At 62.8% G+C, this 24,147-nt stretch carries 26 protein-coding genes; 11 read left to right on the top strand and 15 right to left on the bottom strand.

Annotated elements, in window-relative coordinates; genetic code table 11:
• Nucleotides 1–2: 2 nt before the first annotated feature.
• From gspE to gspM, 9 genes are read left to right on the top strand one after another with little or no spacing between them, the layout of a single operon-like run.
• Nucleotides 3–1,475: a type II secretion system ATPase GspE gene (gspE, locus tag KGB28_RS20160; RefSeq protein WP_223447431.1), complete on the top strand. Its 1,473-nt coding sequence runs from the start codon at nt 3–5 to the stop codon at nt 1,473–1,475.
• Between the two features lie 3 nt (nt 1,476–1,478).
• Nucleotides 1,479–2,687 carry a type II secretion system inner membrane protein GspF gene (gspF, locus tag KGB28_RS20165; RefSeq protein ID WP_223447433.1) on the top strand — a complete coding sequence of 403 codons (1,209 nt, stop codon included), beginning with the start codon at nt 1,479–1,481 and terminating at the stop codon, nt 2,685–2,687.
• 3 nt (nt 2,688–2,690) lie between these two features.
• A complete protein-coding gene (gspG, locus tag KGB28_RS20170) occupies nt 2,691–3,146 on the top strand; it encodes a type II secretion system major pseudopilin GspG (RefSeq protein ID WP_223447435.1) in 456 nt (151 codons plus the stop codon).
• Between the two features lie 3 nt (nt 3,147–3,149).
• Nucleotides 3,150–3,617: a type II secretion system minor pseudopilin GspH gene (gspH, locus tag KGB28_RS20175; protein ID WP_223447437.1), complete on the top strand. Its 468-nt coding sequence runs from the start codon at nt 3,150–3,152 to the stop codon at nt 3,615–3,617.
• Entirely contained in the window at nt 3,610–3,993 is a 384-nt protein-coding gene (gene gspI / locus KGB28_RS20180; RefSeq protein WP_223447439.1) for a type II secretion system minor pseudopilin GspI, read from the top strand. The genes gspH and gspI overlap by 8 nt, the downstream gene beginning before the upstream one ends.
• Nucleotides 3,986–4,528: a type II secretion system protein GspJ gene (locus KGB28_RS20185; protein ID WP_223447441.1), complete on the top strand. Its 543-nt coding sequence runs from the start codon at nt 3,986–3,988 to the stop codon at nt 4,526–4,528. Before gspI ends, KGB28_RS20185 begins: the two co-directional genes overlap by 8 nt.
• Nucleotides 4,525–5,376, top strand: a complete 852-nt coding sequence (locus tag KGB28_RS20190) for a general secretion pathway protein GspK (protein ID WP_223447443.1) — start codon at nt 4,525–4,527, stop codon at nt 5,374–5,376. The genes KGB28_RS20185 and KGB28_RS20190 overlap by 4 nt, the downstream gene beginning before the upstream one ends.
• Entirely contained in the window at nt 5,373–6,479 is a 1,107-nt protein-coding gene (gene gspL / locus KGB28_RS20195) for a type II secretion system protein GspL (RefSeq protein WP_223447445.1), read from the top strand. The genes KGB28_RS20190 and gspL overlap by 4 nt, the downstream gene beginning before the upstream one ends.
• Nucleotides 6,476–6,907 carry a type II secretion system protein GspM gene (gspM, locus tag KGB28_RS20200; RefSeq protein WP_223447447.1) on the top strand — a complete coding sequence of 144 codons (432 nt, stop codon included), beginning with the start codon at nt 6,476–6,478 and terminating at the stop codon, nt 6,905–6,907. Before gspL ends, gspM begins: the two co-directional genes overlap by 4 nt.
• Here the strand turns inward: gspM and KGB28_RS20205 are convergent.
• The gene (locus tag KGB28_RS20205; protein WP_223447449.1) at nt 6,900–8,180 is read right to left on the bottom strand and encodes an MFS transporter; all 1,281 of its coding nucleotides are present in this window, start codon (nt 8,178–8,180) and stop codon (nt 6,900–6,902) included. The genes gspM and KGB28_RS20205 overlap by 8 nt on opposite strands.
• Nucleotides 8,181–8,298: 118 nt before the next feature.
• On the opposite strand from KGB28_RS20205, the gene KGB28_RS20210 reads away from it, so the two are divergent.
• Nucleotides 8,299–9,201 (top strand): LysR family transcriptional regulator, encoded by a 903-nt coding sequence (locus KGB28_RS20210; protein WP_223447451.1) that lies wholly within the window; start codon nt 8,299–8,301, stop codon nt 9,199–9,201.
• 521 nt (nt 9,202–9,722) lie between these two features.
• Nucleotides 9,723–9,989 (top strand): DUF6124 family protein, encoded by a 267-nt coding sequence (locus KGB28_RS20215; RefSeq protein ID WP_223447453.1) that lies wholly within the window; start codon nt 9,723–9,725, stop codon nt 9,987–9,989.
• 139 nt (nt 9,990–10,128) lie between these two features.
• Here the strand turns inward: KGB28_RS20215 and KGB28_RS20220 are convergent, their stop codons facing one another.
• Genes KGB28_RS20220 through KGB28_RS20285 form a run of 14 tightly spaced genes read right to left on the bottom strand, consistent with a single transcriptional unit; the run spans nt 10,129 to nt 24,100 of the window.
• Nucleotides 10,129–11,355: a beta-ketoacyl-ACP synthase gene (locus KGB28_RS20220; RefSeq protein ID WP_223447454.1), complete on the bottom strand. Its 1,227-nt coding sequence runs from the start codon at nt 11,353–11,355 to the stop codon at nt 10,129–10,131.
• Nucleotides 11,355–12,083, bottom strand: coding sequence for a 3-oxoacyl-ACP reductase FabG (gene fabG, locus KGB28_RS20225; protein WP_223447456.1), 729 nt, complete (start codon nt 12,081–12,083; stop codon nt 11,355–11,357). Before fabG ends, KGB28_RS20220 begins: the two co-directional genes overlap by 1 nt.
• Nucleotides 12,083–12,541, bottom strand: a complete 459-nt coding sequence (locus KGB28_RS20230) for a hotdog family protein (RefSeq protein WP_223447458.1) — start codon at nt 12,539–12,541, stop codon at nt 12,083–12,085. Before KGB28_RS20230 ends, fabG begins: the two co-directional genes overlap by 1 nt.
• Entirely contained in the window at nt 12,538–13,734 is a 1,197-nt protein-coding gene (locus tag KGB28_RS20235) for a beta-ketoacyl-[acyl-carrier-protein] synthase family protein (RefSeq protein WP_223447460.1), read from the bottom strand. The genes KGB28_RS20230 and KGB28_RS20235 overlap by 4 nt, the downstream gene beginning before the upstream one ends.
• The gene (locus tag KGB28_RS20240) at nt 13,731–14,348 is read right to left on the bottom strand and encodes a hypothetical protein (RefSeq protein WP_223447462.1); all 618 of its coding nucleotides are present in this window, start codon (nt 14,346–14,348) and stop codon (nt 13,731–13,733) included. Before KGB28_RS20240 ends, KGB28_RS20235 begins: the two co-directional genes overlap by 4 nt.
• The gene (locus KGB28_RS20245) at nt 14,348–15,073 is read right to left on the bottom strand and encodes a class I SAM-dependent methyltransferase (protein ID WP_223447464.1); all 726 of its coding nucleotides are present in this window, start codon (nt 15,071–15,073) and stop codon (nt 14,348–14,350) included. The genes KGB28_RS20240 and KGB28_RS20245 overlap by 1 nt, the downstream gene beginning before the upstream one ends.
• Nucleotides 15,070–16,317: an NAD(P)/FAD-dependent oxidoreductase gene (locus KGB28_RS20250; protein ID WP_223447466.1), complete on the bottom strand. Its 1,248-nt coding sequence runs from the start codon at nt 16,315–16,317 to the stop codon at nt 15,070–15,072. Before KGB28_RS20250 ends, KGB28_RS20245 begins: the two co-directional genes overlap by 4 nt.
• Nucleotides 16,304–17,464, bottom strand: coding sequence for a sodium:proton antiporter (locus tag KGB28_RS20255; RefSeq protein WP_223447468.1), 1,161 nt, complete (start codon nt 17,462–17,464; stop codon nt 16,304–16,306). Before KGB28_RS20255 ends, KGB28_RS20250 begins: the two co-directional genes overlap by 14 nt.
• Nucleotides 17,461–19,800, bottom strand: a complete 2,340-nt coding sequence (locus KGB28_RS20260; RefSeq protein WP_223447471.1) for an MMPL family transporter — start codon at nt 19,798–19,800, stop codon at nt 17,461–17,463. The genes KGB28_RS20255 and KGB28_RS20260 overlap by 4 nt, the downstream gene beginning before the upstream one ends.
• Entirely contained in the window at nt 19,784–20,488 is a 705-nt protein-coding gene (locus KGB28_RS20265) for an outer membrane lipoprotein carrier protein LolA (protein ID WP_223447473.1), read from the bottom strand. The genes KGB28_RS20260 and KGB28_RS20265 overlap by 17 nt, the downstream gene beginning before the upstream one ends.
• Nucleotides 20,485–20,910, bottom strand: coding sequence for an acyl-CoA thioesterase (locus tag KGB28_RS20270; protein ID WP_223447475.1), 426 nt, complete (start codon nt 20,908–20,910; stop codon nt 20,485–20,487). The genes KGB28_RS20265 and KGB28_RS20270 overlap by 4 nt, the downstream gene beginning before the upstream one ends.
• Nucleotides 20,903–22,447 carry a histidine ammonia-lyase gene (gene hutH, locus KGB28_RS20275; RefSeq protein ID WP_223447477.1) on the bottom strand — a complete coding sequence of 515 codons (1,545 nt, stop codon included), beginning with the start codon at nt 22,445–22,447 and terminating at the stop codon, nt 20,903–20,905. The genes KGB28_RS20270 and hutH overlap by 8 nt, the downstream gene beginning before the upstream one ends.
• Entirely contained in the window at nt 22,428–23,369 is a 942-nt protein-coding gene (locus tag KGB28_RS20280) for a glycosyl transferase (RefSeq protein WP_223447479.1), read from the bottom strand. The genes hutH and KGB28_RS20280 overlap by 20 nt, the downstream gene beginning before the upstream one ends.
• Nucleotides 23,366–24,100 (bottom strand): glycosyltransferase family 2 protein, encoded by a 735-nt coding sequence (locus KGB28_RS20285; RefSeq protein ID WP_223447481.1) that lies wholly within the window; start codon nt 24,098–24,100, stop codon nt 23,366–23,368. The genes KGB28_RS20280 and KGB28_RS20285 overlap by 4 nt, the downstream gene beginning before the upstream one ends.
• Between the last annotated feature and the right edge of the window lie 47 nt (nt 24,101–24,147).

Genomic DNA, 24,147 nt, shown 5'->3' on the forward strand with positions numbered 1-24,147 from the left:
CCATGAGCGAACTCTGCGAGCAATTGCCCTTCGGCTTCGCCCGGCGTTTTGGCGTGTTGCTGGAGCATGACGGCGACGATCTGCGTCTTGCCCTGCGCAGTGATGCGCCGCTCACCGCATTGGCGGAAGCGCGCCGGGTGTGCGGGCGGGCATTGCCGTTTCAAATCGTCGGGGCCGATGAGTACGCCTCGCGCCTGGCGGCGGCCTATCGCGAGGGGCACAGTGCGGTGGAGCAAGTTGCCCAGGGGCTGGACGAAGAACTGGACTTGCTCAGCCTGGTCGATCAGGTCCCGCAAACCGCCGACCTGCTGGAGCAACAGGGCGACGCACCGATCATTCGCCTGATCAACGCGCTGCTCGGTGAAGCGGTGCGTGAGCATGCCTCGGATGTGCACCTGGAAACCTTCGAGCATTATCTGTCGGTGCGCATGCGGGTGGATGGCCAACTGCGTGAGATGCTCAGGCCCAAGCGCGAACTGGCGACGCTGCTGGTGTCGCGGATCAAGGTCATGGCGCGCCTGGACATTGCGGAAAAGCGCGTGCCCCAGGATGGGCGAATGGCCTTGCGCCTGGCCGGGCATGAAGTCGATGTGCGGGTCTCGACGCTGCCTTCGGCCCATGGCGAACGGGTGGTGCTGCGTCTGCTCGACAAGCAGGCCGGGCGCCTGGACCTGCATCGGCTGGGCATGCCGGACGATACCCTCGCGGTCCTGCGCCAGTTGTTGGGCAAACCCCACGGCATTTTGCTGGTGACCGGGCCGACCGGTTCCGGCAAGACCACCAGCCTGTACGCCGCGCTGAGCAGCCTGAATGACCAGACCCGCAATATTCTCACGGTCGAAGACCCGATCGAATATCACCTGCCGGGTGTCGGCCAGATGCCGGTCAATCCGAAGGTCGACATGACCTTCGCCCGGGGCCTGCGGGCGATTTTGCGCCAGGACCCGGATGTGGTGATGGTTGGCGAAATCCGTGACCGCGAAACCGCTGAGATCGCTGTCCAGGCGTCCTTGACCGGGCATCTGGTGCTCTCGACCCTGCACACCAACAGCGCGGCCGGCGCAGTCACGCGGCTTGTGGACATGGGTGTCGATGCCTACCTGCTGGCGTCCTCGCTGGTGGGTATTCTGGCCCAGCGCCTGCTGCGCACCTTGTGCCCTCATTGCAAGGTTTCGTACATCGCCGACGCGGCGGCCTGCCAGCGCCTGGGGCTCGACACGAGCACGCCGCACACCCTGTTCAAGGCCTCGGGCTGTGAACAGTGCCAGCACGGCTATCGCGGACGCATCGGCATTTACGAACTGATCAGCGTGACACCCACCGTCTCGGCGCTGATCCATCAGGGCGCCCGCGAGCAAATCCTCGTCGACGAAACGCGCAAGGTCTCGCGCAGCCTGTTCCAGGACGGGCGCCAGCGGGTGCTGGAAGGATTGACCAGCCTCGATGAGTTGCTGCGTGTGACGCAGGAGAACTGACCGGTGCCGACCTTCGACTACCGCGCCCACGACGCCCAGGGACGATCCTGCAGGGGACGACTGGAGGCCGATGGACCCCGCCATGCGCGACAGTTGTTGCGTGAGCGCGGCTTGTGGCCACGTGTGTTGACCGAAGTCCGGATCGGCAGTGGCACAGGCAGGCAACCTCGCGGAAGAAGCCTGAGCGCAGCTGATCTGGCGCTGTTGACGTTGCAATTGTCAACGCTGGTTCAGGCCGGACTGCCCCTGGAAGAAGCGCTTGATGCGGTGGCGAAGCAGAGCTCAAAGCGCAAGGTGGCGGGCTTGCTCTCGGCGGTCAGGAGCCGGGTGATGGAAGGCCACGCCCTGGCCTCGGCACTGGGGCAATTTCCCAGGGCTTTCCCCGAGTTGTTCCGCGCCACCGTTGCCGCTGGAGAACGCTCGGGGCATCTGGGCCATGTGCTGGAGCAACTGGCGGCCTACACCCAGGCCCGCCAGGCCTCGCGGCAAAAGATCCAGATGGCCCTGGTGTACCCGTTGATCCTGATGTTGGCCAGCCTGGCAATCGTCGGTTTTCTGCTCGGTTATGTGGTGCCGGATGTGGTGAAGATCTTCGTCGACAGCGGCCAGCCGTTGCCCTGGCTGACCCAGGCGCTGATCGGTGTGAGCAACGGCCTGCGCAACCATTTCCTGTTGTTGATGAGCGTGCTGGCGACGCTGTTCGGCCTGTGGCGCTGGAGCTGGCAGCAGCCGCAGTGGCGCCTGCGCTGGCATCGTTGGGTGCTGAATGCACCAGTCATTGGTGAAGTGCTGCGTGCCATGGAAGCCGCGCGGTTTGCCAGCACCCTGGCAATCCTCGGCAAAAGTGCCGTGCCGTTGGTGGACGCACTGGAGATTGCCGCCGCGGTCATCGGCAACCTGACCATCCGCGCGCGGATGGTCGATGTCGCCCGCTCCGTCCGCGAAGGCGGAACGCTGACCCGTGGCCTTGAACTGAGCGGGGACATCCCGCCGATGATGCTGCACATGATCGCCAGCGGCGAACGTGCCGGCGAACTCGACCGCATGCTGGCCCGGGCCGCCGAACAACAGGAAAACAGCCTCGCCGCGCGCATTGCGCTGGTGGTGAGCCTCTTCGAGCCGGCAATGCTGGTGCTGATGGGCGGCGTCGTGCTGCTGATCGTCATGGCCATCCTGCTGCCGATTCTCAGCCTCAACCAATTGGTGAATTGATCCATGCAACCTGTCCGTAAAAACCTTTCCCGCGCGCAACGTGGTTTTACCCTGATCGAAATCATGGTGGTGGTGGTCATCATCGGCGTGCTGGGGGCTATCGTGGTGCCACAGTTCATGAGCCGCCCTGATCAAGCCAAGGTTACCGCCGCCAGAATCGATATCCAGGCCATCGCCACCGCCCTGGAAATGTATCGCCTCGATAACGCTCATTACCCTTCGACCCAGCAAGGCCTGGAAGCGTTGGTCAAACGTCCCTCCGGACTGCCCGCGGCACGGGGCTGGAACCCTCAGGGTTACCTCAAGAGCATGCCGGTCGACCCGTGGAGTACGCCTTACCAGTACCTCAATCCGGGTGTGCGATCGGCAGATGGCACTTACGACCTTTTTTCCCTGGGCGCTGATGGCGTTTCGGGCGGCGAAGGGTTTGCAGCCGAAATCGGCAATTGGGGCAATTGATCCGTGGGCTACCGCTGTCGGGGGTTTACGTTATTGGAGCTGATGATCGTGATTGTCGTGGTTGGCGTCTTGCTGGGCATGGTGAGCTTTGTCGGTGGGGGCAGTCCCGCGCGCGAGGTCAGGCAGGAAGCCGAGGCGATGGTGCAGGTGATTCATCAATTGCGTGAGCGTGCGGTGTTCGAGGGGCAGGAGTATGGCTTGCGGCTGGGTACTGATGGCCATCGGGTGATGCGCCGGAGTGATGGCGGGTGGGAGCCGGTGGAGGAGCTGACTGCCTGGCCTTTGAGCGTGCGAGTACGTTTGCAGCAGGACGGCTATGGGGTAGAGCTGGACGCTGATGAAGGACCGCCGCAGTTGCTGTTGCTCAGCAACGATGAAACCAGTGCCTTCACGCTGACATTCGAGTCCAGCAACAGGACCTGGCTGAGCCTGTCCGGCGATGGCATCGGCGAGGTGGCGATCGATGACTAGCCGGCCATCCTTGTCGTCCATGGATGGCTTCACGCTGCTGGAAATCATGGTGGCCCTGGCGGTCTTCGCGACACTGGCGGCAGCCGTGCTGTCGGCCAGTCAATACGCGGTGAAGCAGCGCGGCGCGGTTGAGGAGCGACTGTTTGCGGCGTGGCTGGCGGACAACCGGTTGAGCGAGCTACGCCTGCAATCCGGCCTGGCGGCCGGTCAGCAACAACAGGTCGTGTCTATGGATCAGCGCGACTGGGTGCTGCAACAGCGCATCAGCGCCACCGGCGATCCGCGTTTGCTCCAGGTCGACATTCAGGTCAGCCCGGCGAACAGTGCGCACGCCTTGCATCGTGCCAGCGGCTGGATACTCGCGGTTCATGAATAAGCAGCGCGGGTTCACCTTGCTGGAGCTGGTCATCGCCATGGCCATCTTCGCCGTGCTGGGGCTGGCCAGTTGGGGCTTGTTCGATAGCGTGCTGCGAGTGCAACAGGGCACGACAGCCCACGAGCGAGCACTCAGGAGCCTGCAACGAGCGATGGCGGTGATCGAGCGGGATCTGCTGCACGTCACCGCACAGCCGATGGTGCTCGCACCGGCGCTTTTGCAGTTCCAGCGCAGTCACTGGCGCAATCCTCTGGACCAACCGCGCAGTGAGCGTCAGGCGCTGACCTATCGACTCGATGGCGGCGTGCTGTGGCGCGAAAGCCAGGGTGAAGGTACGGAGTTCGTGCAGCGGCAAAAACTGCTCGAAGATATTCGTGAGTTGCGCTGGCGTCTGTTCGACAGTCAGTCCGGCTGGGTTGCTCATTGGCCGGCCGGGAAGGACGCGAAGGCGCCCATGGCGCTGGAAGTGCAAGTGTCGGTCGGGCGCTTCGAATCGATTCGTCGGGTGTTGCCGATGCCGGGTGCATTGCCGTGAACGGGCGGCAACGCGGCATTGCGTTGATCAGTGTATTGCTGGTCATGAGCCTGGCACTGCTGATCATTGGTGGCGTGTTGCGCAGCCATCACCTTGCGCTGCAAAGCAGTGGGCAACAGTTGCAGCAGATACAGCTGCGGCAACTCGCATTGGGCGGGGAAACCTGGGCGTTGTTGCTGTTGCGCGATGCGTTGCAGGACGCGAAAAAACCCGTCGAGCGGATTCAAGGCTGGACGGCCATGGCACCGGGTTTCGAGGTTGAAGATGCGCAGATCCGAATCGATATCCATGACCTTGCCGGGCGCTTCAATCTCAATGCGTTGTTACGCCAGGGGCAGGTGAACCAGGTCACCCTCAACCGTTGGGCGCGCCTGCTCGAGCTGCTCGAACTGCCTCCTCTGCAACTGAGCCAGGTCGGGCCGCTGGAGGAACTGAGCCAGCTGCGCTTGCTGCCTGGCATTGACGCTCGCCTGCTGCAGCGGCTGGAACCCTGGGTGGCGCTGTTGCCCACCGACGCCGCCTTGAACATCAACACCGCACCGGCGCTGCTGTTGAGAACGCTCGGCGAGGTGGACGCCGCGACCGCCGATGCGCTGGCGCGTCAGGTAGCAACGACACCCTGGGCGAGCGTCCAGGCGTTTACGCAGGACCCGTTGCTCTCCGGGCAGGGCCTGAGCAATCACGGACTTGGCATCCAAAGCCGCTGGTATCGGATAAGGGTGCAGGTGACCCGGGGCGGGCGCGAACTGCATCTGGCCACGGATGTCGGGCACGACCCCAAGACTCGACAGCTGACGGTGCTGCAACGACGTTTTCTTCCCATGAGTAGCCACGAGAGACCGCGATGAACACTTGGTTTTACCTGACCGCCGAGGGGCACGACGCGCCATCCAGCCTCTGGCCCTGCGTCCTGTGGTCACAAACCGGTCAACGCCAGCCGATGCCACTGAATCAGGCGGCCTCGGCATTGCAGGGGCAGGCGGTCGATGTGCTACTGCCCATGGAAATGTGCAGTTGGGTTCGCAGCGAGCCATGGCCGTCGCGACGCAGGCCCGAAGCCCAGGCCATGGCCTACGCCGTGGAAGATCAACTGAGTGAAGCGCTGGAAGTTGTGCATCTGAGCGTTGGCGCTCGTGATCGTGACGGCTGCTACCCGGTCATGGTCATTGGCCGCGAACGGTTGGCCGCCGTGCTCGACTTGCTGCGCGAGGCGGGTATCGAGGTGCGCGGGGTGTTCGTCGATGCCGATGTGTTGTCCGGCGATCAGCCGTGCGGCACATGGTGGTTCGGTCGCTGGTTGTTGGGTGGAGGTCTGTCGGCGCGCCTGGCATTGTCGCAAGACGACTTGGCGCTGCTCACTCCGTTATTGCCCAAGGACATGCAATGGCTGGATGAGCGTGAGGTCCCCGCCGTCATCGACCAATGCCTGACCCAGCGCCCGACCCGGGCCATCAACCTGCTGCAAGGCGCATTCGCCCCACCGGGCAAGCGTCTGCCATGGCGTGCCGGCGGGTGGGCGCTGTTGATGCTGACACTGTTGACCTGGGGTGCCAGCGAGACGCGGATCCGCTTCCTCGACAGCGAAGCCCGTCGCCTGGCCGCCCAAAATGAACAGCGATTCAAGGCGCTTTATCCGGAGCAAAGCCGCATCGTCGATATGGCAGCACAACTCAAGGCCCTGCAAAGCCAGCCTGTGGATTCGCAAAACACCCGCATTGCAGGGCTGCTCCAGTTGATTGAGCAGGTGATCGGTGCCAGTCCGGTCGAGGTCCAGCGCATCGAGTTTCGAGCAGGCGAAGGCTGGAAAATCCAGCTGACCGCCAGCGGCTTTACCGAACTGGAGCAGTTGCGGGAACGCGGGCGACAACAAGGCATGCCCGTCCGGCTCGATAGCGCGAACAAAGCCGCTGACCGGGTGCACGCCACCCTCACCGTGGAGGACGAGGCATGAAGCAGGCATGGCGGCGCATTTCCGTGCGCGAACAACGGCTGTTGCAGGTGTTGGGGGCTTTTTTGTTGGCGGTTGTGGCTTTCAGCCTGATCTGGCAACCAACCCGGCAGCGGCTGGAAACTTTCGAGCGACAGTATCAACAGCAGGCGGGGCTGGCCGCGCAACTGCAGCGGGCGTTACCGCGCAGCCATGTCCCCGTCGACAGCGAAAAACCGCTATCGCTGCGCATCAGCGAAAGCGCCGCGGCGGCGGGGCTGGAAATCCGTCAGATGGAGAGCGACAGCGATCTGCTGCGCCTGACCCTCAATGGCAATGCGCAGCCGTTGATGCAGTGGCTCGATGGCATGGAGCGCGATGGAGTCGTGCTGCAAACCCTGACGCTGGAGAAGCGTGACGATGCCCTGGAGGCGCGGCTGGTACTCAAGTAGCCGAGGTGTGCTGTGGCAACAACGGCAACTTCGCCAGCTTCAACGCGACCAGCAGGGCAATCACCAGCAGCGTGCCGATGAACAACCCGATGCCGTTCCAGCCGCCCAGGTGCCAGAACACGCCACCCGCCGTACCGGCGATGCTTCCCCCGGCGTAGTAGCTGAACAGATACAAGGACGATGCTTGCCCCTTGGCCCTGGTGGCGCGGCGGCCGATCCAGCTGCTGGCCACCGAGTGGGCGCCAAAGAAGCCGAAGGTAAAGATCAGCATGCCGATGATTACCAGCGGCAATGGCGTGAACATCGTCAGGGCCAGGCCACCGATCATCAGCGCGATGGTGCTCCAGAGCACTTTGCGGCGACCGAGTTTGTCGGCCAGCGAGCCGATTTTCGCTGAGCTGTAGATGCCCGACAGGTACACCACCGACAGCAACCCGACGAAGGCCTGTTCCATGTGGTACGGCGCGGCCAGCAGGCGATAGCCGATGTAGTTGAACAGCGTGACGAACGCGCCCATCAACACAAAGGCTTCAAGAAACAGCAGCGGCAGGCCGGCGTCGCGAAAGTGCATGGTGAAACCGTCGAGCAGGCTGCGCGGGTGCAGCGAGCGGGCGCGGAAGTTGCGCGATTCGGGGAGGATTTTCCAGAACACCGCCGCGGCAATCAGCGCCAGGCCACCGATCACCAGCATCGCTGTGTGCCAGCTGACGAAGTCGATCAATACCCCGGTGATCAAGCGTCCGCTCATCCCGCCAATCGCGTTGCCACCGATGTACAAACCCATGGCGAGGCCGATGTGCTGTGGGTGGATCTCTTCGCTCAGGTAGGTCATGGCGACCGCCGCCAGACCGCTCAACGACAACCCAATCAGCGCACGCATCAGCAGCACACCGTGCCAGCTCGGCATCATCGCACTGGCCATGGTGCACAGCGCAGCGGCGAACAGTGCGGCCACCATCACCGGTTTACGCCCGATGCGGTCGGAAATCGGACCAGTGATCAGCAGGCCGATGGCAAGCATGCCGGTGGCGATAGACAGGATCAGGCTGCTCTGCGCCGCGTTGATGGAATACTCGTGGGACAGCAGCGGCATCATCGGCTGCACGCAGTAGAGCAGGGCGAAAGTCGCGAAGCCGCCACAGAACAACGCCAACACCGTGCGCATGAACGCCGGGGTGCCTTTTTCGATGTAGATTTCCGCCAGCTCAGCGGCGATAGCGTCCGGTGCTGCGGGAGGAACTTCATGGGCGAGTGGGGCGACAGCAGTTTTCACGTGGGACCTCGGAGGGCGCAGCCGGTCAGGCAATGAAAAAAGCATATAGCTGGCTAATGATTCAATCCAATATATTGTTCGACCTGTTTGATAGCTTTTACGACCTAATGGGGTTTCCATGGAATTGCGTCATCTGCGCTACTTCATCGCCGTCGCCGAAGAACTGCACTTCGGCCGCGCCGCACAGGTGCTGGGCATCTCCCAGCCACCGCTGAGCCAGCAAATTCAGGCGCTGGAACAGGAAGTCGGCGCACGGCTGTTCGAGCGTACCAATCGTCGGGTCGAGCTGAGCGAGGCCGGTCGGCTGTTTCTGCAAGAGGCGCGGCTGGTGCTGGCGCAGGTCGACAAGGCGGCAGATGTCGCGCGACGGGCGCAACTGGGTGAGTTGGGTGAGCTGAAAATCGGCTTCACCTCGTCGGCACCCTTCAACTCGACCATCCCCCAGGCGATTTTCTCTTTCCGCCAGCGCTTCCCGGCGGTGCATCTGAACCTGCGGGAGATGAGCAGCACCCAAGTGGCCGATGCGCTGGTGGACGAGTCGATTGAAGTCGGCATCATGCGCCCGCTCGGGCTGCCGGACTGCCTCAGTGTGGTCGAGTTGATGCGCGAGCCGCTGGTTGCGGTGCTCAGCTCAAAGCACCCGTTGGTAGAGGGCAGCGAGGAGGGATTGTTCCTGTCAGCCCTGGCGCTTGAGCCCTTTGTGTTTTTTCCGCGCAGCTACGGCAGTGGCTTGTATGCGCAGTTGCTCAGCCTGGCCCGGGATGCCGGATTCACTCCGCATTTTGCACAAGAGGCTGGCGAGGCGATGACCATCATCGGCCTGGTCGCAGCGGGGCTGGGTGTGTCGGTGATGCCGGCGTCTTATCAGCGGATGCGTATTGATGGCGTGGTCTATCGGCCTTTGCTCGATCCGGCGGCGGTGTCGGCGGTGTGGCTGGTGCAGCGCAAGGATCAGAAGTCGGCGATGGCGCGGGCGTTTGTGGAGTTGTTGACGAGGAAGGTCGAGCCGTTAGAGGCGTGACTGCTGCGCAGTCAATCGCGAGCAAGCTCGCTCCCACAGGTTTCAGCGGTGTGAACACGATTTTGGAAGCGCCGGGAAACCCTGTGGGAGCGAGCTTGCTCGCGATGGCGTCCGAGAGAACACCAAAAAGACCATCTGTATGGGCAAGAAACACCAGTCCTGCCGGACGCTTTACCACCCGCCGTGGGACATTTCCGAAATCCTTCGTAAAGGCTACAGCGCCTTGCGACGTTGCCTGCAACTACTCCAGAATCCGCCGGCTTGTGCGCTTTGAGGGCCATCGCTAACTTGATCCGCGTCACTGATTGTCAGTGATCGGGTTTAGTAGCCCGTGTTTACACGATGCGCATTTGCACTTCTGACAGTCAGGTATTTTCTATACCTGCACTTGATGGCAGCTATGCGCAGGGCGCCCTCGGGCGCGCCGGTTTCGTGTCCCCGGTCTACTAACCTGCGTACAGCTGCCACCCTTTTGTTTAGTAGCGACTCGGTGTTGGCTTCACTTTTATGGACACCGAATCATGACCAATAAAGCAAAAAACCGGTCGGGCACCGATCCGGATACCTCACGCCAACCCGGCAAAATCTTCCTCGTCGCTCCTGAAGTCGACAACCACACTCTGCTGGAGTACGCATGTGTGTCACTGGCATCAGCCAATGCCATGGCGAGCGACTTCGCGAGGAGTCTGAACGGAGCGCAAAGCAATGCCCTGCTGGGTATTCAGCAGTCGATCATGCTGGGGGAAATGGCGGTGAATCGGGTGTTGGATAACCTCGACCCACCGTGATCGTCCGGGGAGGCGAGAACCCTTGTGGGAGCGAGCCTGCTCGCGAAAAACGTCCAGACAACGCGGTCATTCAGGCACCGCGCGTTATCGTTGACGTCCATCGCGAGCAAGCTCGCTCCCACAGGGGAAATATTTTAGGTTACGACCAGCGCTTGAAAATCAGCGAAGTATTCACCCCGCCAAACGCAAAATTATTGTTCATCACGTACTGATTTTTCATCTGACGAAACTCGCCGCGCAAGTAGTCGAGCTTGCCGCAATGCGGGTCGACTTCGTCGAGGTTGAAGGTGTGCGCATAGAGGTCGCGGTTCATCATTTCAATGCTGAACCAGGACTCCAGCGCACCACAGGCGCCGAGGGTGTGGCCGAGGAAGCTTTTCTGCGAACTGATCGGCATGTGTTCGCCGAACAGGCTGCTGGTGGCCAGGGTTTCGGCGATGTCGCCCTGTTCCGTGGCGGTGCCATGGCCGTTGACGTAGCCGATATCCGACGGCTTCAGCCCGGCGTCTTCCAGGGCCAGTTCCATGGCCCGGCGCATGGTGACTTGTTCGGGACGGGTGGTGTGCTGGCCGTCGGCGTTGCTGCCGAAACCGACGATCTCGGCATGGATGCGCGCGCCACGGGCCAGGGCGTGTTCCAGTTCTTCGAGCACCAGCATGCCGCCGCCTTCGCCGATCACCAGGCCGTCGCGAGCGGTGTCGTAAGGGCGTGGGCTGCGTTGTGGGGTGTCGTTTTTCAGGCTGGTGGCGTAGAGCGCGTCGAAGACCATGGCTTCGGTCGGGCACAGTTCCTCGGCGCCGCCGGCGAGCATCAGCGGCAGGCGCCCGAACTTGATCGCCTCGTAGGCATAGCCGATGCCCTGGCTGCCGCTGGTGCAGGCGCTGGACGTCGGGATCAGGCGACCGGTGAGGCCGAAGAAGATGCTGATATTGGCTGCCGTGGTGTGCGGCATCATGCGCACGTAGGAGTTGGCGTTGAGGCCCTCGGCCACCGAGTTGAGCAGCATGTTGCCGAACGCCTTGATCTCGTCGGTGCTGCCGGTGGAGGAGCCGCAGGCAACGCCCATGCGCCCGTCCTTGATCGACTCGTCGCCCAACAGACCGGCGTCGGCCAATGCTTGCTCGGCAGCGCCCACGGCAAGCCGCGAGACCCGGCCCATGCTGCGCAGTTGCTTGCGGGTCCAGTGGCTCGGCACCTTGAAGTCATCGATGGGGCCAGCCAGACGCGTGTTGAGCTCGGTAAACCGATCCCACTCGTCCATCCGGCGGATGCCGCTGCGGTTGGCCGCGAAGTTGCCGGCGATGGTCTCCCAGTCGCTGCCCAGTGAGGTGATGCCGGCCATGCCGGTGACGACGACGCGCTTCATCAGCACAGGCCTCCGTTGACGGCCAGAACCTGCCGGGTGATGTACGAGGCTTCCGCCGACATCAGGAAATTCACCGCGCCGGCCACCTCTTCAGGGGTGCCCATGCGTTGTGCGGGGATCATTTTCATCAGTTCTTCCACCGGCACGTTTTCGTCGAGCATGGCTGTGTCGATCAGGCCGGGTGCGACACAGTTAACGGTGATTTTGCGCTTGCCCAGCTCGATCGCCAATGCCTTGGCCGCGCCGATCAACCCAGCCTTGGAGGCACTGTAGTTGACCTGGCCACGGTTGCCGATCAGCCCCGACACCGAAGTGATGCAGACAATCCGCCCGGCGGCGCGACGACGGATCATCGGCATCATCACCGGGTGCAGCACGTTGTAGAAACCGTCGAGGTTGGTGCGCATCACCACATCCCAATCGTCCTCGCTCAGGGCCGGAAAGGCTCCGTCGCGGGTCAGGCCGGCATTGAGCACCACGCCGTAATAGGCGCCGTGGGTTTCCACGTCGGCCTCGAGAATTTCCTTGCTGCGGGCGCGGTCGGACACGTCGAACTGCAGGATGCGCGCACGACGGCCCAAAGCCTCGACTTCGGCCTTGACGGCTTCGGCGTCGGCCAGGCCGCTGCGGCAATGCAACACGATGTCGTGCCCGGCCTGGGCCAGGCGCAAGGCGATGGCGCGGCCGATGCCACGGCTGGAACCGGTGACCAGTACGGATTCAGTCATCACTGAACTCCTTCGGGTTCATGGAGATATTGAGCGGCCTGGGGTGGGCGGAACACGTTCAGACGGGCGGTGACGTGTATGCCGGGGGCGTTGATGTGGCACTCGAACACGCCCATGCCGTTATCGTCTTCCAGGGAGCGAATCCCGTGGATGGTCAACTCGGTGCCGGCCGGAAAACTTTCGACGTTGCATTCGAATTTGCGGCTGCCGAGCAGGAAACCCAATTCCACCGCATCACCGCGCTGGCGCGCATGGCAACCGGCGAAGGCGGCCACGCTCTGGGCCATCAGTTCGATGCCGACCCAGGCCGGCAGGCTGCCGTCGGGGAGATTGAACAGGCCATCGGGCTTGACGGTCAGGCGCGTGTGAATCTGCTCTTCATCGAACGCCAGGATCCGGTCGATAAGGATCATATCGCCAGCGTGTGGCAGCAATTCGGCGAGCGGCCAGTCAATCATGGGGCGTCTCCGATAATCAGGCTGACGTTGTTGCCACCGAAGGCAAAGGAATTGCTCATCAGGTAGCGGGGTGCAATGGACGTCAGGCGCGTGGCTGGGGTCACCCATTGCAGCGGTGGCAGTTCGGGGTCGGGCTGTCCGTCCCAGACGTGCGGCGGCAGGGCATGCTCGCGATTGTCCGGGCTCAGGCTCAACCAGCAGAACGCCGCTTCCAGCGCCCCGGCGGCACCGAGGGTGTGACCGGTCATGGGTTTGCTCGACGAACAGGGCACGCCGGCCGGGAACAGCGTCGCCACGGCCTGGCTTTCCATGGCGTCGTTGTGCTGGGTGGCGGTGCCGTGCAGGTTCAGATAAGCGATCTGCTTCGGTTGCAGGTTGGCGCGGCCCAAGGCTTTGCGCATCGCTTGCAGGGCGCCACGCCCGGTCGGCTCCGGGGCGGAGATGTGATGCGCATCGGAACTGGCGCCGCTGCCGAGCAGGGCAATCGCTTGGCTGTCGCCTGCACGCTTGGTCATCAGGAACAGCACCGCCGCTTCGCCAATGTTGATGCCGTTGCGGTTCACCGAAAACGGATTGCAACGTTGTTCCGAGACTGCTTCCAGCGCCGAGAAACCGTTGAGGGTCAGTTTGCACAAGGTGTCGACACCGCCACACAGCACCGCGTCGCAAATGCCCAGGTCCAATAGTCGCTGGGCGCTCATCAAGGCCCGGGCGCTGGAGGTGCAAGCCGTGGAAATGACATAGGCCGGCCCGCTCAATTGCAGCCACTCGGCGAGGAAGTTCGCCGGTGCCCCGAGTTCCTGTTGCTGATAGTCGTACTCGGCAGGGAACTGCTTTTCGCGCAGGTAATGCGCCAGGCCCTGGCTGGCCTCGTCGATGCCCGAGGTGCTGGTGCCCAGCACCACACCGATGCGGTCGCGGCCGTAGGTCTGGATCGCGCTGTCGATGTCCGGGCGGATTTGCAGCGAGGCTTCCAGCAACAACTGATTGTTGCGACTTTGATGGCGCGACATCTCGGCTGGAAGGGTTGCCAGTTTGCCCTGGACCGCACCGACCGGCAGCGTGCGTTGCGGCACCCACCCGGCTTGTTCGCGCATGCCGCCGCAGTCGCCGGCAAACAGGTTGCGGGCAACTTCCTGCTTGTCCCGGCCCAGCGCGCAGACCAATCCGAGGGCGTTGAGGTAGGCCGTCATGGCGTTTCACCGCTCAGGGGGGTGACTTGATAGCTCGGACCACGCGGTAGCTTCAATTCAAAATTCTGCGGTTGTGCGTAGCGGATGTCCCAGCGCTCGGGCAGGTACCGTTGCCTGCCGTGCTGCCAGGCGCCGGGATAATTGGCCGCCAGTTCATCTTGCGGCGTCAGCGCAAACAGCAGCGCCGCGAACAGCTCCCGGGCTCGCGGATTGGGCGGTAATAAACCATCGGACTCCCAGGTTTTATCGATCAATTTCTGGCGGGCCTGGGGAATGCCCAACAGGTCCATCATCGACCAACGGATACCTGACTCTTCACGCTGGATCACCAGCACCCAGTCCTCGCGTTCGTCGGCCTGCCCACGCTGGATGTGCAATTGCAGCGGCAGCGGCAGATCCGGATTGTGCACGGGCAGCGGCGCCCGGCCGGCGCAGGCGCTCAGCATCAGGGTTGCGGCGATTAACAGAAATCGAAATGCACCGACTACCCCTGTGGGAGCGAGCTTGCTCGCGATGGCGGCGGCAAATCCGGCATATCCGCTGGCTGACCCACCGCTTTCGCGAGCAAGCCCGCTCCCACAGGTTTGGTGCTTCGAGCGGTTGGCAATGAACATCACACAGTTCCTTCAAAAGGTTTGCGCGCCACCACATTGACCAGGGTTTCTTCCCGTTGGCCAAAGGGTTTTGGCTTGCACACACCCAAGTGTTCGAGCAGGCCGAAATCCTTGGCGCGACTCCACCACAGGTACGGATAAGACACGTTTTGCGCGGTAAATTCGAAGCCCTGCTGGTGAATCATTTGCAGGTACTGCGCAGCGCTTTTCTGCACGTGCATGGGGTGGCGGAACAACCAGCGGATCACCCAGGTATCAATGTAAGCCTCGGTGGATTCGGCGAACAGCAGATAACCGCCGGGTTTGAGCACGCGGTAGAACTCGGCCAGTGCCTGTTCCTGCTCCACCAGATGATGGAAGGTCTGGTGACAGAACAGCAGGTCGATACTGGCGTCCGGCAAGTTCAGGCTGGCACAGTCGCCGCCGATCAACTCCACTTCCATGCCCTGGCGGGCTGCTTCTGCGCGGCTCTGGTCCAGGCTCTGGGGATCAGCATCGACGCCAATCAGGCGACCGGGCGCAAAGGCCTGGCGCAGCAGCGGGAATGACTTGCCCTGGCCACAACCGGCATCCAGCAGCACCGGGCTAACCGGTAGCGTTTCGCTGAACAGGCTGCGCAAATCGTCGATCGCCAACCGCAGCACATAGTGTTGCCAGATCTGGCTGCGCAGGAACCACAAGCCGAAACGGGTTTCTTCTACGTACTTGTCGCTCAAGTAGTTCATGACGCATCCATTGCACAAAACTCCGATATCACCTTCAACCGGCGCCTGGCTTCGCTGACGAACGGGTTGCTTGGGTCCCAGGCATATCCGGCAAGTATGGAGCTGATCATCCCGCGGATTTCCGGAGAACTGCCCTCATGGAAAATCACGTCCTGGAAGGTCCCGGCGTACCAGCCTTCGACATAGCAACGGAACGTGTCGACGCCGCGCTTGAGCGGTTCGGCGAACTCGGTTTGCCAGTCGACGGCTTCGCCTTGCAGCTGACGGTGCAAGACCCCGGCGGCCATGCTCGCCGAACGCATGGCGATGGTCACGCCGGAGGAGAATACCGGGTCGAGGAATTCCGCGGCATTGCCCAGCAGCGCGAAACCCGGACCGTGCAGGGTTTTGACGTTGGCCGAGTAACCACCGATGGTTCGGGCCTCTGTGTCCCACTGCGCATTTTGCAACACGCTGGCCAGGCTTGGCGTCTCGGTGATAAAGCTGCGCAGGCACTCGTCCAGATTGTCGCTGCGGCCGGCGAAACGCTCCTCTGCCGCGACCACACCGACCGAGCAGCGCCCGTTGCTGAACGGGATGGTCCAGAACCATACGTCGCGCTGGGTCGGATGAGTGGTCACGAGGATCTTGCTGCGGTCGAAGGCCGGGAGGTCGATACGGTCTTCGACGTGAGTGAACACGGCCTGACGCACCGGGAAGTTCGACGGCGCTTCGAGGTCGAGCAAGCGCGGCAGCACGCGGCCGTAACCACTGGCATCGAGCAGGAAACCGGCCTCGACGCGGTACTCGCTACCGTCCTCGCGGCGCACGCCGAGCTGCGGTTTTCCGGGGTCGATGTCGACGCGGACGATGGTTTCGCCATAGCGGATCTCCACGCCTTGCAGCGCGGCCTGATCGGCCAGCAGCTTATCGAAATCGGCGCGCTGGACCTGAAACGTCGTCGATTTGCCGTCACTGAACGTCTCGCCGAAATCGAACGCGCTGTAGCGCTCGCCCCAGGCAAACGCGGCACCGGTTTTCAGCTGGAAGCCGGCCGCGTTGACGGCGTCGAGCATGCCCGCTTCTTCGATGAAATCCAGGCAGTGGGCCAACAGGCTTTCACCGATGGAAAACCGTGGAAAATGCTGGCGCTCGATCACCAGCACATCGTGTCCCTTGCGTTTGAGCAATGCGGCGGCGATGGCACCGGATGGACCGGCGCCGATGACCACGACTTGACGACATTCCATTTCAACGGTTGGCATGGGGGCTCCTTGCCGGGACAGCGGCTTTCAGGGGGATTCGGTGCATGCCGGTCAGTGCTGGCAGCAGTGTAGCGATCAGGCCCATCAGCATCAGGGCAAAGTACAGCGGCGGGCTGATGAGTTGCTGTTGCAGCAGCAGGTTGAGAAAAACGATCTCGCTCAAGCCGCGGATGTTCAGCAGCACACTTTCCCGCCAGCGGCTGGCACCCTGGAACGAGGCCCCGGCCCAGCCGAGGCCGAGCCAGTTGCCCAGCAGTTTGCTCAGCATCGGCAACAGCAGCAGGGCGACCAGTTGCACCCAGCCGAGGCTGTCCATCGCGCTGTGCACGTTGATCTGCACAATGCCGAACGTGAGGATCAGCGGGATGGCGATGTATGTCTGCAAGCGGCCCATCCACATGGCCGGCAACGGGAGGACCAGTGGGGCTTTCAGCGCGGCCATGATCAACACATAGCCGATGCCGAAAATCAGCGCATTGAGCTTGAAGTGTTCAGCGACGACCAGCAGGGCGAAAAAGCTCAGGCTGTAGAGCCATGTCTGGCGCAAACCGAGTAATCGCAGCAGCACCGGCAGGCACGCGCCGGCCAAGGGCAGCAACAGGCTGCTCAGGTGCAGGCTGCCCTGGGCGATGCCGAACAGTGTCCAGCAGGCGAGGTCGATGAGGATCGCGGTTTGCACCAGTCGCCGGGTGGCGGCGGGCGGGTAGTCGATGTGCCGCAGGTACAGGTACAACACCGGAATCGCGGTGATGGCGAACAACAGGCCGACGGCCAGCGAGCTGATCCACGGTTGCGCCGGCAGCAACCAGACCGCCGTGGCCAGGCCGCAGGCAAACGGAATGCAAAAACTGGGCAGGGCGATTTTCAGGCTTTGGCGATCCAGTTGCAGGTCGATCACATCGCTGAGGATGTAGCCCAGCAACAGGGCAAAGCTCAGGCTGTAGAGGTTCTTCAGCCAGCCCGGCGACACCAGCAACGCACCGCTCAATTGCCATTGGGGCTCGATCCAGAAGTACATCAACAGCGGCAAGCCGAGGGTCGCCAGCAACAACTGGCTGACGATGGGAATCAGGCCGAAATGCCGGCCGACGCGAGTCGCCACGGCGAACAACACCAGCGCCATCGCCCAGAACAGAACGACCATCATGTTGCCCGCTCCACGGCCGTGGGCTCATGCACCTGGCGACCGGCCCACGGCGCGAGCAGGAAGCTGAAGATCAGGCCCAGGCTCACCGACAGTCCGAAGTTGCTCACCGCCGGGGTACTCGACACCGCCAACAGACCGAACGACAGCCAGGTGGTCAACGCTGCCAGCAGGGTGCCCAGCAGGCTCACGGCCGCGCCGCCGACCTGTTCGCGCATCAGGATCGCGTAATCGACGCTGATCGCCGTTACCAGCAGCAGGCCGAACAGGCTGAACAGGGTCAACGGCTGCCCCAGCCAGCCGAGGCTGGCCAGGCTGCACAACGCCGCCAGCAGGGGCAGGGACACGATACGCAACGCGCCGCCGAGGCCGAATGGCAGGATCAGCACCAGCACGATCAACACACAGGAGGCGAGTTTCAGTTCCGCAGCACTGATTTGGGTGGCCGCGAAGACGTTGTTCAATTCACCCAGTCGATCCACCAGTGTCACGCCGGGTAAGTCCTCACCCTGGAGCCGCAGCAGGGCCGGGTTGTTGATGCCTTGCAGGCTGACCATCGCCGCCACGCCGTCATCGGTCGGCCCCAGCCACAGGGGCCGGTAGGGTTCTGCCAACGGGCCGCCGAGCGCTGCGTCGATGTCCACGGTCGGCAATGCCTGTAGCTTCGCAAGCTCCGCTTGCAGCGCCTCGGCCGGTACGCCGATGTCGAGCAAGGGTTGCCAGAACGAAGGCAGTTTGCTCAGCGCGTCGCGCACCTGTTGCTGTTCGTTCGGCGGGCTGACCAGTTGATTGAGCGACAGATAACCCTGGAGCTTTTCCAGGCCAATCAATTGATCCAGTCGCTCTCTCAAGGCGGTTTGGCGTTCGAGCAACTGCTGCTGATTGGCAGCGCGTATCAGGAAGAACTGGCTGGTGGGTTGATAGCCGGTGATCCGTGCAATGGCCTGGGCTTCGTCGGTCAATTGTTGCGGCGCGCTGATCCACTGGCGGATGTCGTTTTTGCTGCCCAGTTGCAACAGGCCGCCGACGCAAAAGGCGATCAGCAGCGCCAGCAAGACAGGCGTTTTCAGCTGTTTGAGCAGCGCTTCACGACAGTCCAGCAAAAGCTCGCAAATGCGCAATGGCCACTGCGCCGGGCGCAGGTCTACGCCCTTGAGCAATGCCGGCAACAGGCACACGGCGGACAGATAGGCACCGAGCAAACCGGCGGCAGAGAATGCGGCAATCTGGGTCAGCGCCGGGAAGGGTGTCCAGGCCAGGGCCAGATAACCGATGCCGCTGGTGATCAGGCTCAGGGTCAAGCCGGGCAGGGTCAGGCGCAGGGCCGGCCAGCTGTGCCAGGGTTTCAGGCTCCAGCTCTTGGACAGGTAATGCAGCGGGTAATCGACCGCAACACCGATCAGGCTCGAACCCAGCACCAGGGTCATCACGTGCATATGGCCGAACAACGCCACGCAGGCCACCGCACCGAAGAGCATGCCCACCAGCACCGGCACGAACGCCAGCAAGACGCGCCAGCGCCGGAAGGCCAACAGCAGCAACAGCAAAATCCCCACGGTGGCACCGCCACCGACCCAGGTCATCTCCCGGGCGGCCTGCTGCTGTCCGCTGGCCGCGTACAACAGGCCGCTGGCGGCGAGCAGTTGCACGTCGTGCCGGGCGGCTTCTTCACGGCTATGCTCGAGCAGGTCGGCCACTTGCAGCGGCAGATTCATGTCGAAGGCGTTGCCGGTGGTGCGCGCGCGCAGCAGCACCCAGCTCTTGCCATCGGCATCGGCGACCAGGGCGCCGCTGCCGATGTCCAGTTGCACCGAACCGCGTTGCGGCTGGCTGTTCTGGATGCGCCCGGTCAGGCCCAGCCAGTCGTCCTGGCTGGGCACCAGGCTGTAACCGTTGAACGGATCGAACAACGCCTGCACCCGTTGCTGGATAAAGGTGTCGGGGTGCTCGATCAGCAGTTGTCGGTCCGCCGCCTGGAGCATCGCCAGGCGACCTTGCAGCAACTGCGTGCGCAGTGCTGGTAAGTCGGCTTGCAGGGTCCACTGGACCTTCTCGAACAAGCCGCTGGCCTGCCATTGCTCGCCGAGTGTCTGCGCCATGGCGACGGCCTGCTGGCGATCGCTGTGGCCGACCAGCACCAGCATTTCGCGGTTCAGCGGCTCTTGCATGCGTTGTTCGGCGCGCAGTTCCAGGGCATCGGGCGCTGTACCGGGCACCAGTTCCATCAGGTTGGCCGACAACGGCGCGGCGCCACGCCATTGCCAACCGGCGAGCGCCAGTACTGCCAGTAGCAGGAGCAGGAACAGCCGTGGCAACCACCGTTCACTCGGCAAAGTCATGTTGCTCCGCGTCGCTCAATGGTTGCGTGCTGGTGCTGTCATGCATGCGCAACAACGTACTGTCGCCCTGGGTCTCGAGCAGCTCGATGCTATGCACCAGTTCTGCGCCGGTAATGTTGATCTGGTTGAACACCTGCTTGAGCAGCATCGAGCGCGGCAGCAGCGTGAGCTTCCAGTTCTGCGCGTCGCCGCTCAGGGACAGCTCGAAATCCCGTTGCAGGCCACTGCTGTCACCTTGCAGCACGGCGAGGAACAAACGGTTCTGCTCGGCACCGGCGCTTTTGCCCGGCAGCATTTGCCAAACTATGCCGTCACGCCGGGCAATGCCTTTGGCAGTGATGCGATAGTCCTGTTGCAGTGGCGTTTTCAGCAGCCACAACAGGCCGTGGTTTTTTGCCAGCACGAACGTGCCCTTGCTGGTCAGCGGCTGAGGCAGGGCGCGCAGGTGTTTTTCCTGAATGAAACTGCCGTGGATCACCTCGGGCCTGGCCAGTTGATCGCTGAGTTGTTGCAGGTCGAAGGCATGGGCCAGTCCAGGAATGCCCAGTAGCACGCAGAACACTGTAGGAGCGAGCTTGCTCGCGAAAAACCTGAGGGCGCCGCGGATTGTCAGATGTCCAGTGTCATCGTTCACGACCATCGCGAGCAAGCTCGCTCCTACAGGGGAGCGGGGGACGTAGAACCTCATGGCAGGGCCCTCTCAACAGCGTCGGTGAAGACCTTCGGCGAGGTCAGTTGCATCTCACGGCTGGCGATGTCGACGGCCACCTGTACCGACATGGCCCGCGTCAGGCGCTCACCGGTTTGCAGGTCGCTGATCAGGTAGTTGATCTTCAGGCGGTTCTCCCACTCCACCAGGTTGGCGCGCACGTTGAGTGTCTGGCCGAACACCGCGCCGCGCACGTAGCGCAATTGCAGGTCGATCACCGGCCAGGCATAGCCGGATTCGTTCATCGCCGTGTAGTTGTGGCCGATCTTGTCCAGCAGCGCACAGCGGGCGACTTCCAGGTATTTGACGTAATGGCCGTGCCAGACCACGTGCATGCTGTCGACATCAAAGAACGGTACGACGATTTCCGTGTCGGTGTAGAGAAATCCCTTGCTACGCATGCAGCCTCCAGTGTTGTTCGGCGATGCGTTGCAGGCACAGGCGCAATTCGCCTTCCAGCGCGCGGTCTTCGATGACCGGTGAGAAGTCCCTGGCCAAGGCTTCATGCATGGCGGCCAAAGCGGGTGGCAGGGGGCGTGCATCTTCGGCCTGGCCGCGCAGCCAGACGCCCTGATTGGCCGCCAACAGCGTGGCGGCCGCCACCTGTTCGGTGAGTTCCAGCACGCGGATCGCATCCCGGGCGGCGATGGTGCCCATGCTGACTTTGTCCTGGTTGTGGCATTCGGTGGAGCGCGAGAAAACACTGGCCGGCATGGTGTTCTTCAGCGCTTCGGCGGTCCAGGCGCTGGTGCCGATCTGCACCGCCTTGAAGCCGTGGTTGAGCATGGCGCGGTCGGCCGTGGCGCCGGACAGGTTGCTCGGCAAGCCATGGTTGTAGCGCTCGTCCACGAGCAGCGCGAGTTGCCGATCCAGCAGATCGGCGACGTTGGCCACGAGGTTTTTCAGGCTGTCCATGGCGAAGGCGATGTGGCCGCCGTAGAAGTGCCCGCCGTGCAACACGCGTTCGGCTTCGGCGTCGATGATCGGGTTGTCGTTGGCGCTATTGAGTTCGATCTCGATGAACGAACGCAGCCAGTTCAGGCTGTCGGCCAGTACGCCCAGTACATGGGGGGCGCAGCGCAGGGAGTAGCGGTCTTGCAGGCGATGCAGCGGCGCAGTCGGTGCGTCGATGGCCAGATCCTGGCGCAACCACGCGGCGACCTGCATCTGCCCCGGGTGAGGCTTGGCGGCGAACAGGCGCTCGTCGAAGTGCTCCGGGTTGCCTTGCAGCGCGACCACGTTCAGCGCGGTGACGCGCGTGGCCAGATGCAGCAGGTAATCGGCGCGGGCGTAGGCAAGGCAGGCCAGACCGGTCATCACCGCAGTGCCGTTCATCAATGCCAGGGCTTCTTTCGGACGCAAAACCAGTGGCTGCCAGCCAAGTTCGCGGTGCACATCGGCAGCCTGCCGGCGTTCGCCGCGGAACATCACCTCGCGTTCGCCCGACAGCGTGGCGGCAACGTACGAAAGCGGCGTCAGATCACCACTGGCGCCCACCGAGCCTTCCTCCGGAATCAGCGGCAGGATGTCGTGTTCAAGGAACGCCTGCAGGCGCTCCAGCAGCTCCACTCGCACTCCGGAAACACCATGGCACAGCGACTGCAAACGCGCCGCCAGCACCGCGCGGGTGGCTTGGGCGTCGAGCAGTTTGCCCAGGCCGCAGCCGTGGAAGGTGTACAGATGACGGGGCAGCGCCTCGACGTGATGCAACGGCACCGCGACCACGCAGGAATCGCCGTAACCGGTGGTCACGCCGTAGATCACGCCTTCCTTGTCCAGCAGCGAGTCGAGAAAACGCGCGCCCTTGGCGATGCGCTCGCGGTAGGCGGGATCGCTTTGCAACTGCGTCGGCACTTTGCGGTTGGCCAGTGCCAGCACGTCTTCAATGCGCAAAGGGCGTTCGCCGAAGGTTACCGGCTCAAGCGTTGGCGTCGTCATCGGTCTTCCAGAAAGGGTAAAAGTTGAACCATTGTTGGGGCGCTTCGAGGCAATAGTGACCCAAGCGTTCGGCGTAGCGGGAGGCCCACTGATGAATGACCTGTTCGCGGTCGCTGCGCTTCCAGGTGATTGCGTCAGCGAAGGGTTCAATGGTCAGTCGATAGTCGCCGTCGGGCTTTTTCAGGCACAGCAGCAGGTTGACCGGGCATTTCAGCAGGCCGGCCAGCAGCCACGGGCCCTGGGGGAACCTGGCCGGATGACCGAGGAAGTCCACGGTCGCGCAGCGGCCGCCATGCAGCGGCACGCGGTCGCCGGCAATCGCCAGCCACTCGCCACGCTCCAGGCGCTCGCTCAGTTGCAGCATGATCCCGGGGTCCAGTTCGCTGACCTGGATCAGGCGCAAATTGGTCGCCCCGGCTTCGCCCAGTAAACGATTGAACTGTTCGGCGTGTTTGGTGTGCACCAGCACGTTCATCGTGACCTTTTCGCCGATCTCTGCCAGTGCACGGCAGACTTCCAGATTGCCCAGGTGTGCGCCCACCAGCATCTGCCCGCGGGCACCGCGCAACTGGTCACGCAGCAGCGCCGGGTCGATGATCTCGATCTGTTCGATGCTCAGCTTGCCGTTCCATACGTCGAGTTTGTCGAGCATGGAATCGGCGAAAGCCATGAACTGGCCGAACACCCGCCAATGGCTCGGGCGTAACTCGCTGCGCCCGCTCCAGTCGGTCAGGCGTTGCTGGTATTGCCAGGCACTGTGTCGGGCGCTGCGGCCGAACAGGAAAAAGTACAACACGATGCCATACAACACTGGGCTCAGTACCCGACGGCCCAGCACTTTGGCGCCGAACGCGGTGAGCTTCATCAGCCAGAAACTGCCCCGTTCTTCGCGGTCGGCCCAGTGCTGCTTGTCTGCGCTCATGCCCGCCACCGTCGCCAGAGGATCACTGGCGCACGCAGCAACATGCCGAAGAACAGCCGCGTGTGCATGCTGGAAATCAGCACGTTGTCGTGGAACATCCGAAAATGCGAAACGCCGTCCAACGGATAGTGGACTTTGGTTTGCAACCAGTGCATCGGCTGATTGCGCCAGGACAGGCGCACCAGGATGTCCGAGTCGAAGTCCATGCGCTTGCCGATTTTCGCTGACTCGATCAACGCCAGGACCGGTGGCAATGGGTAAACCCGAAAACCGCACATGGAGTCGCGAATCTGCAGCGACAGGGTGTTGATCCAGACCATGACGTGAGTCAGGTAGCGCGCATACAAGCGGCCTTTCGGTACGCTGGCGTCATATTGCGGATAACCGCAAATCACCGCCTGTGGGTGGCAGCGTGACTGTTCGATGAAGCGTTGGACGTCCTGCAAATCGTGCTGGCCATCGGCATCCACCTGCAAGGCATGGCTGAAACCCAGGCGCGAAGCTTCGCGCAAGCCGGTCATGACCGCGCCACCCTTGCCCTGGTTTTCGGCCAGACGGATCAGGTAAACCATTTCACGTTGGGCCAGGCGATCCAGCACCTTGGCGCAGCGCGGGCTGCTGGCATCGTCCACCAGAATGCACGGCAGATGGCTGGCGATCAGCGCATCGACCACCGTGGTGATGGCTGTTTCGTGGTTGTACACCGGGACGATGGCGCAGGGGCTATGCATGTCGGTTCACCTCTGCAGGACCGAGGTGTCTGCATCGCGAGCAGGTC

It is taken from the genome of Pseudomonas sp. BF-R-19 (assembly GCF_019956445.1).
In the GTDB taxonomy this organism is placed as follows: domain Bacteria; phylum Pseudomonadota; class Gammaproteobacteria; order Pseudomonadales; family Pseudomonadaceae; genus Aquipseudomonas; species Aquipseudomonas fluorescens_BH.

What these genes read in the sequence shown, in the direction of transcription:
- KGB28_RS20265 (WP_223447473.1), bottom strand. Translation starts at nt 20,488, where the DNA reads ATGAGGTTCTACGTCCCCCGCTCCCCTGTAGGAGCGAGCTTGCTCGCG.
- KGB28_RS20255 (WP_223447468.1), bottom strand. Translation starts at nt 17,464, where the DNA reads ATGATGGTCGTTCTGTTCTGGGCGATGGCGCTGGTGTTGTTCGCCGTG.
- KGB28_RS20250 (WP_223447466.1), bottom strand. Translation starts at nt 16,317, where the DNA reads ATGCCAACCGTTGAAATGGAATGTCGTCAAGTCGTGGTCATCGGCGCC.
- KGB28_RS20280 (WP_223447479.1), bottom strand. Translation starts at nt 23,369, where the DNA reads ATGAGCGCAGACAAGCAGCACTGGGCCGACCGCGAAGAACGGGGCAGT.
- fabG (WP_223447456.1), bottom strand. Translation starts at nt 12,083, where the DNA reads ATGACTGAATCCGTACTGGTCACCGGTTCCAGCCGTGGCATCGGCCGC.
- KGB28_RS20260 (WP_223447471.1), bottom strand. Translation starts at nt 19,800, where the DNA reads ATGACTTTGCCGAGTGAACGGTGGTTGCCACGGCTGTTCCTGCTCCTG.
- gspI (WP_223447439.1), top strand. Translation starts at nt 3,610, where the DNA reads ATGACTAGCCGGCCATCCTTGTCGTCCATGGATGGCTTCACGCTGCTG.
- gspE (WP_223447431.1), top strand. Translation starts at nt 3, where the DNA reads ATGAGCGAACTCTGCGAGCAATTGCCCTTCGGCTTCGCCCGGCGTTTT.
- gspG (WP_223447435.1), top strand. Translation starts at nt 2,691, where the DNA reads ATGCAACCTGTCCGTAAAAACCTTTCCCGCGCGCAACGTGGTTTTACC.
- KGB28_RS20270 (WP_223447475.1), bottom strand. Translation starts at nt 20,910, where the DNA reads ATGCGTAGCAAGGGATTTCTCTACACCGACACGGAAATCGTCGTACCG.
- KGB28_RS20230 (WP_223447458.1), bottom strand. Translation starts at nt 12,541, where the DNA reads ATGATTGACTGGCCGCTCGCCGAATTGCTGCCACACGCTGGCGATATG.
- KGB28_RS20215 (WP_223447453.1), top strand. Translation starts at nt 9,723, where the DNA reads ATGACCAATAAAGCAAAAAACCGGTCGGGCACCGATCCGGATACCTCA.
- hutH (WP_223447477.1), bottom strand. Translation starts at nt 22,447, where the DNA reads ATGACGACGCCAACGCTTGAGCCGGTAACCTTCGGCGAACGCCCTTTG.
- KGB28_RS20285 (WP_223447481.1), bottom strand. Translation starts at nt 24,100, where the DNA reads ATGCATAGCCCCTGCGCCATCGTCCCGGTGTACAACCACGAAACAGCC.
- KGB28_RS20210 (WP_223447451.1), top strand. Translation starts at nt 8,299, where the DNA reads ATGGAATTGCGTCATCTGCGCTACTTCATCGCCGTCGCCGAAGAACTG.
- KGB28_RS20220 (WP_223447454.1), bottom strand. Translation starts at nt 11,355, where the DNA reads ATGAAGCGCGTCGTCGTCACCGGCATGGCCGGCATCACCTCACTGGGC.
- gspM (WP_223447447.1), top strand. Translation starts at nt 6,476, where the DNA reads ATGAAGCAGGCATGGCGGCGCATTTCCGTGCGCGAACAACGGCTGTTG.
- KGB28_RS20235 (WP_223447460.1), bottom strand. Translation starts at nt 13,734, where the DNA reads ATGACGGCCTACCTCAACGCCCTCGGATTGGTCTGCGCGCTGGGCCGG.
- KGB28_RS20245 (WP_223447464.1), bottom strand. Translation starts at nt 15,073, where the DNA reads ATGAACTACTTGAGCGACAAGTACGTAGAAGAAACCCGTTTCGGCTTG.
- KGB28_RS20240 (WP_223447462.1), bottom strand. Translation starts at nt 14,348, where the DNA reads ATGTTCATTGCCAACCGCTCGAAGCACCAAACCTGTGGGAGCGGGCTT.
- gspL (WP_223447445.1), top strand. Translation starts at nt 5,373, where the DNA reads ATGAACACTTGGTTTTACCTGACCGCCGAGGGGCACGACGCGCCATCC.
- KGB28_RS20185 (WP_223447441.1), top strand. Translation starts at nt 3,986, where the DNA reads ATGAATAAGCAGCGCGGGTTCACCTTGCTGGAGCTGGTCATCGCCATG.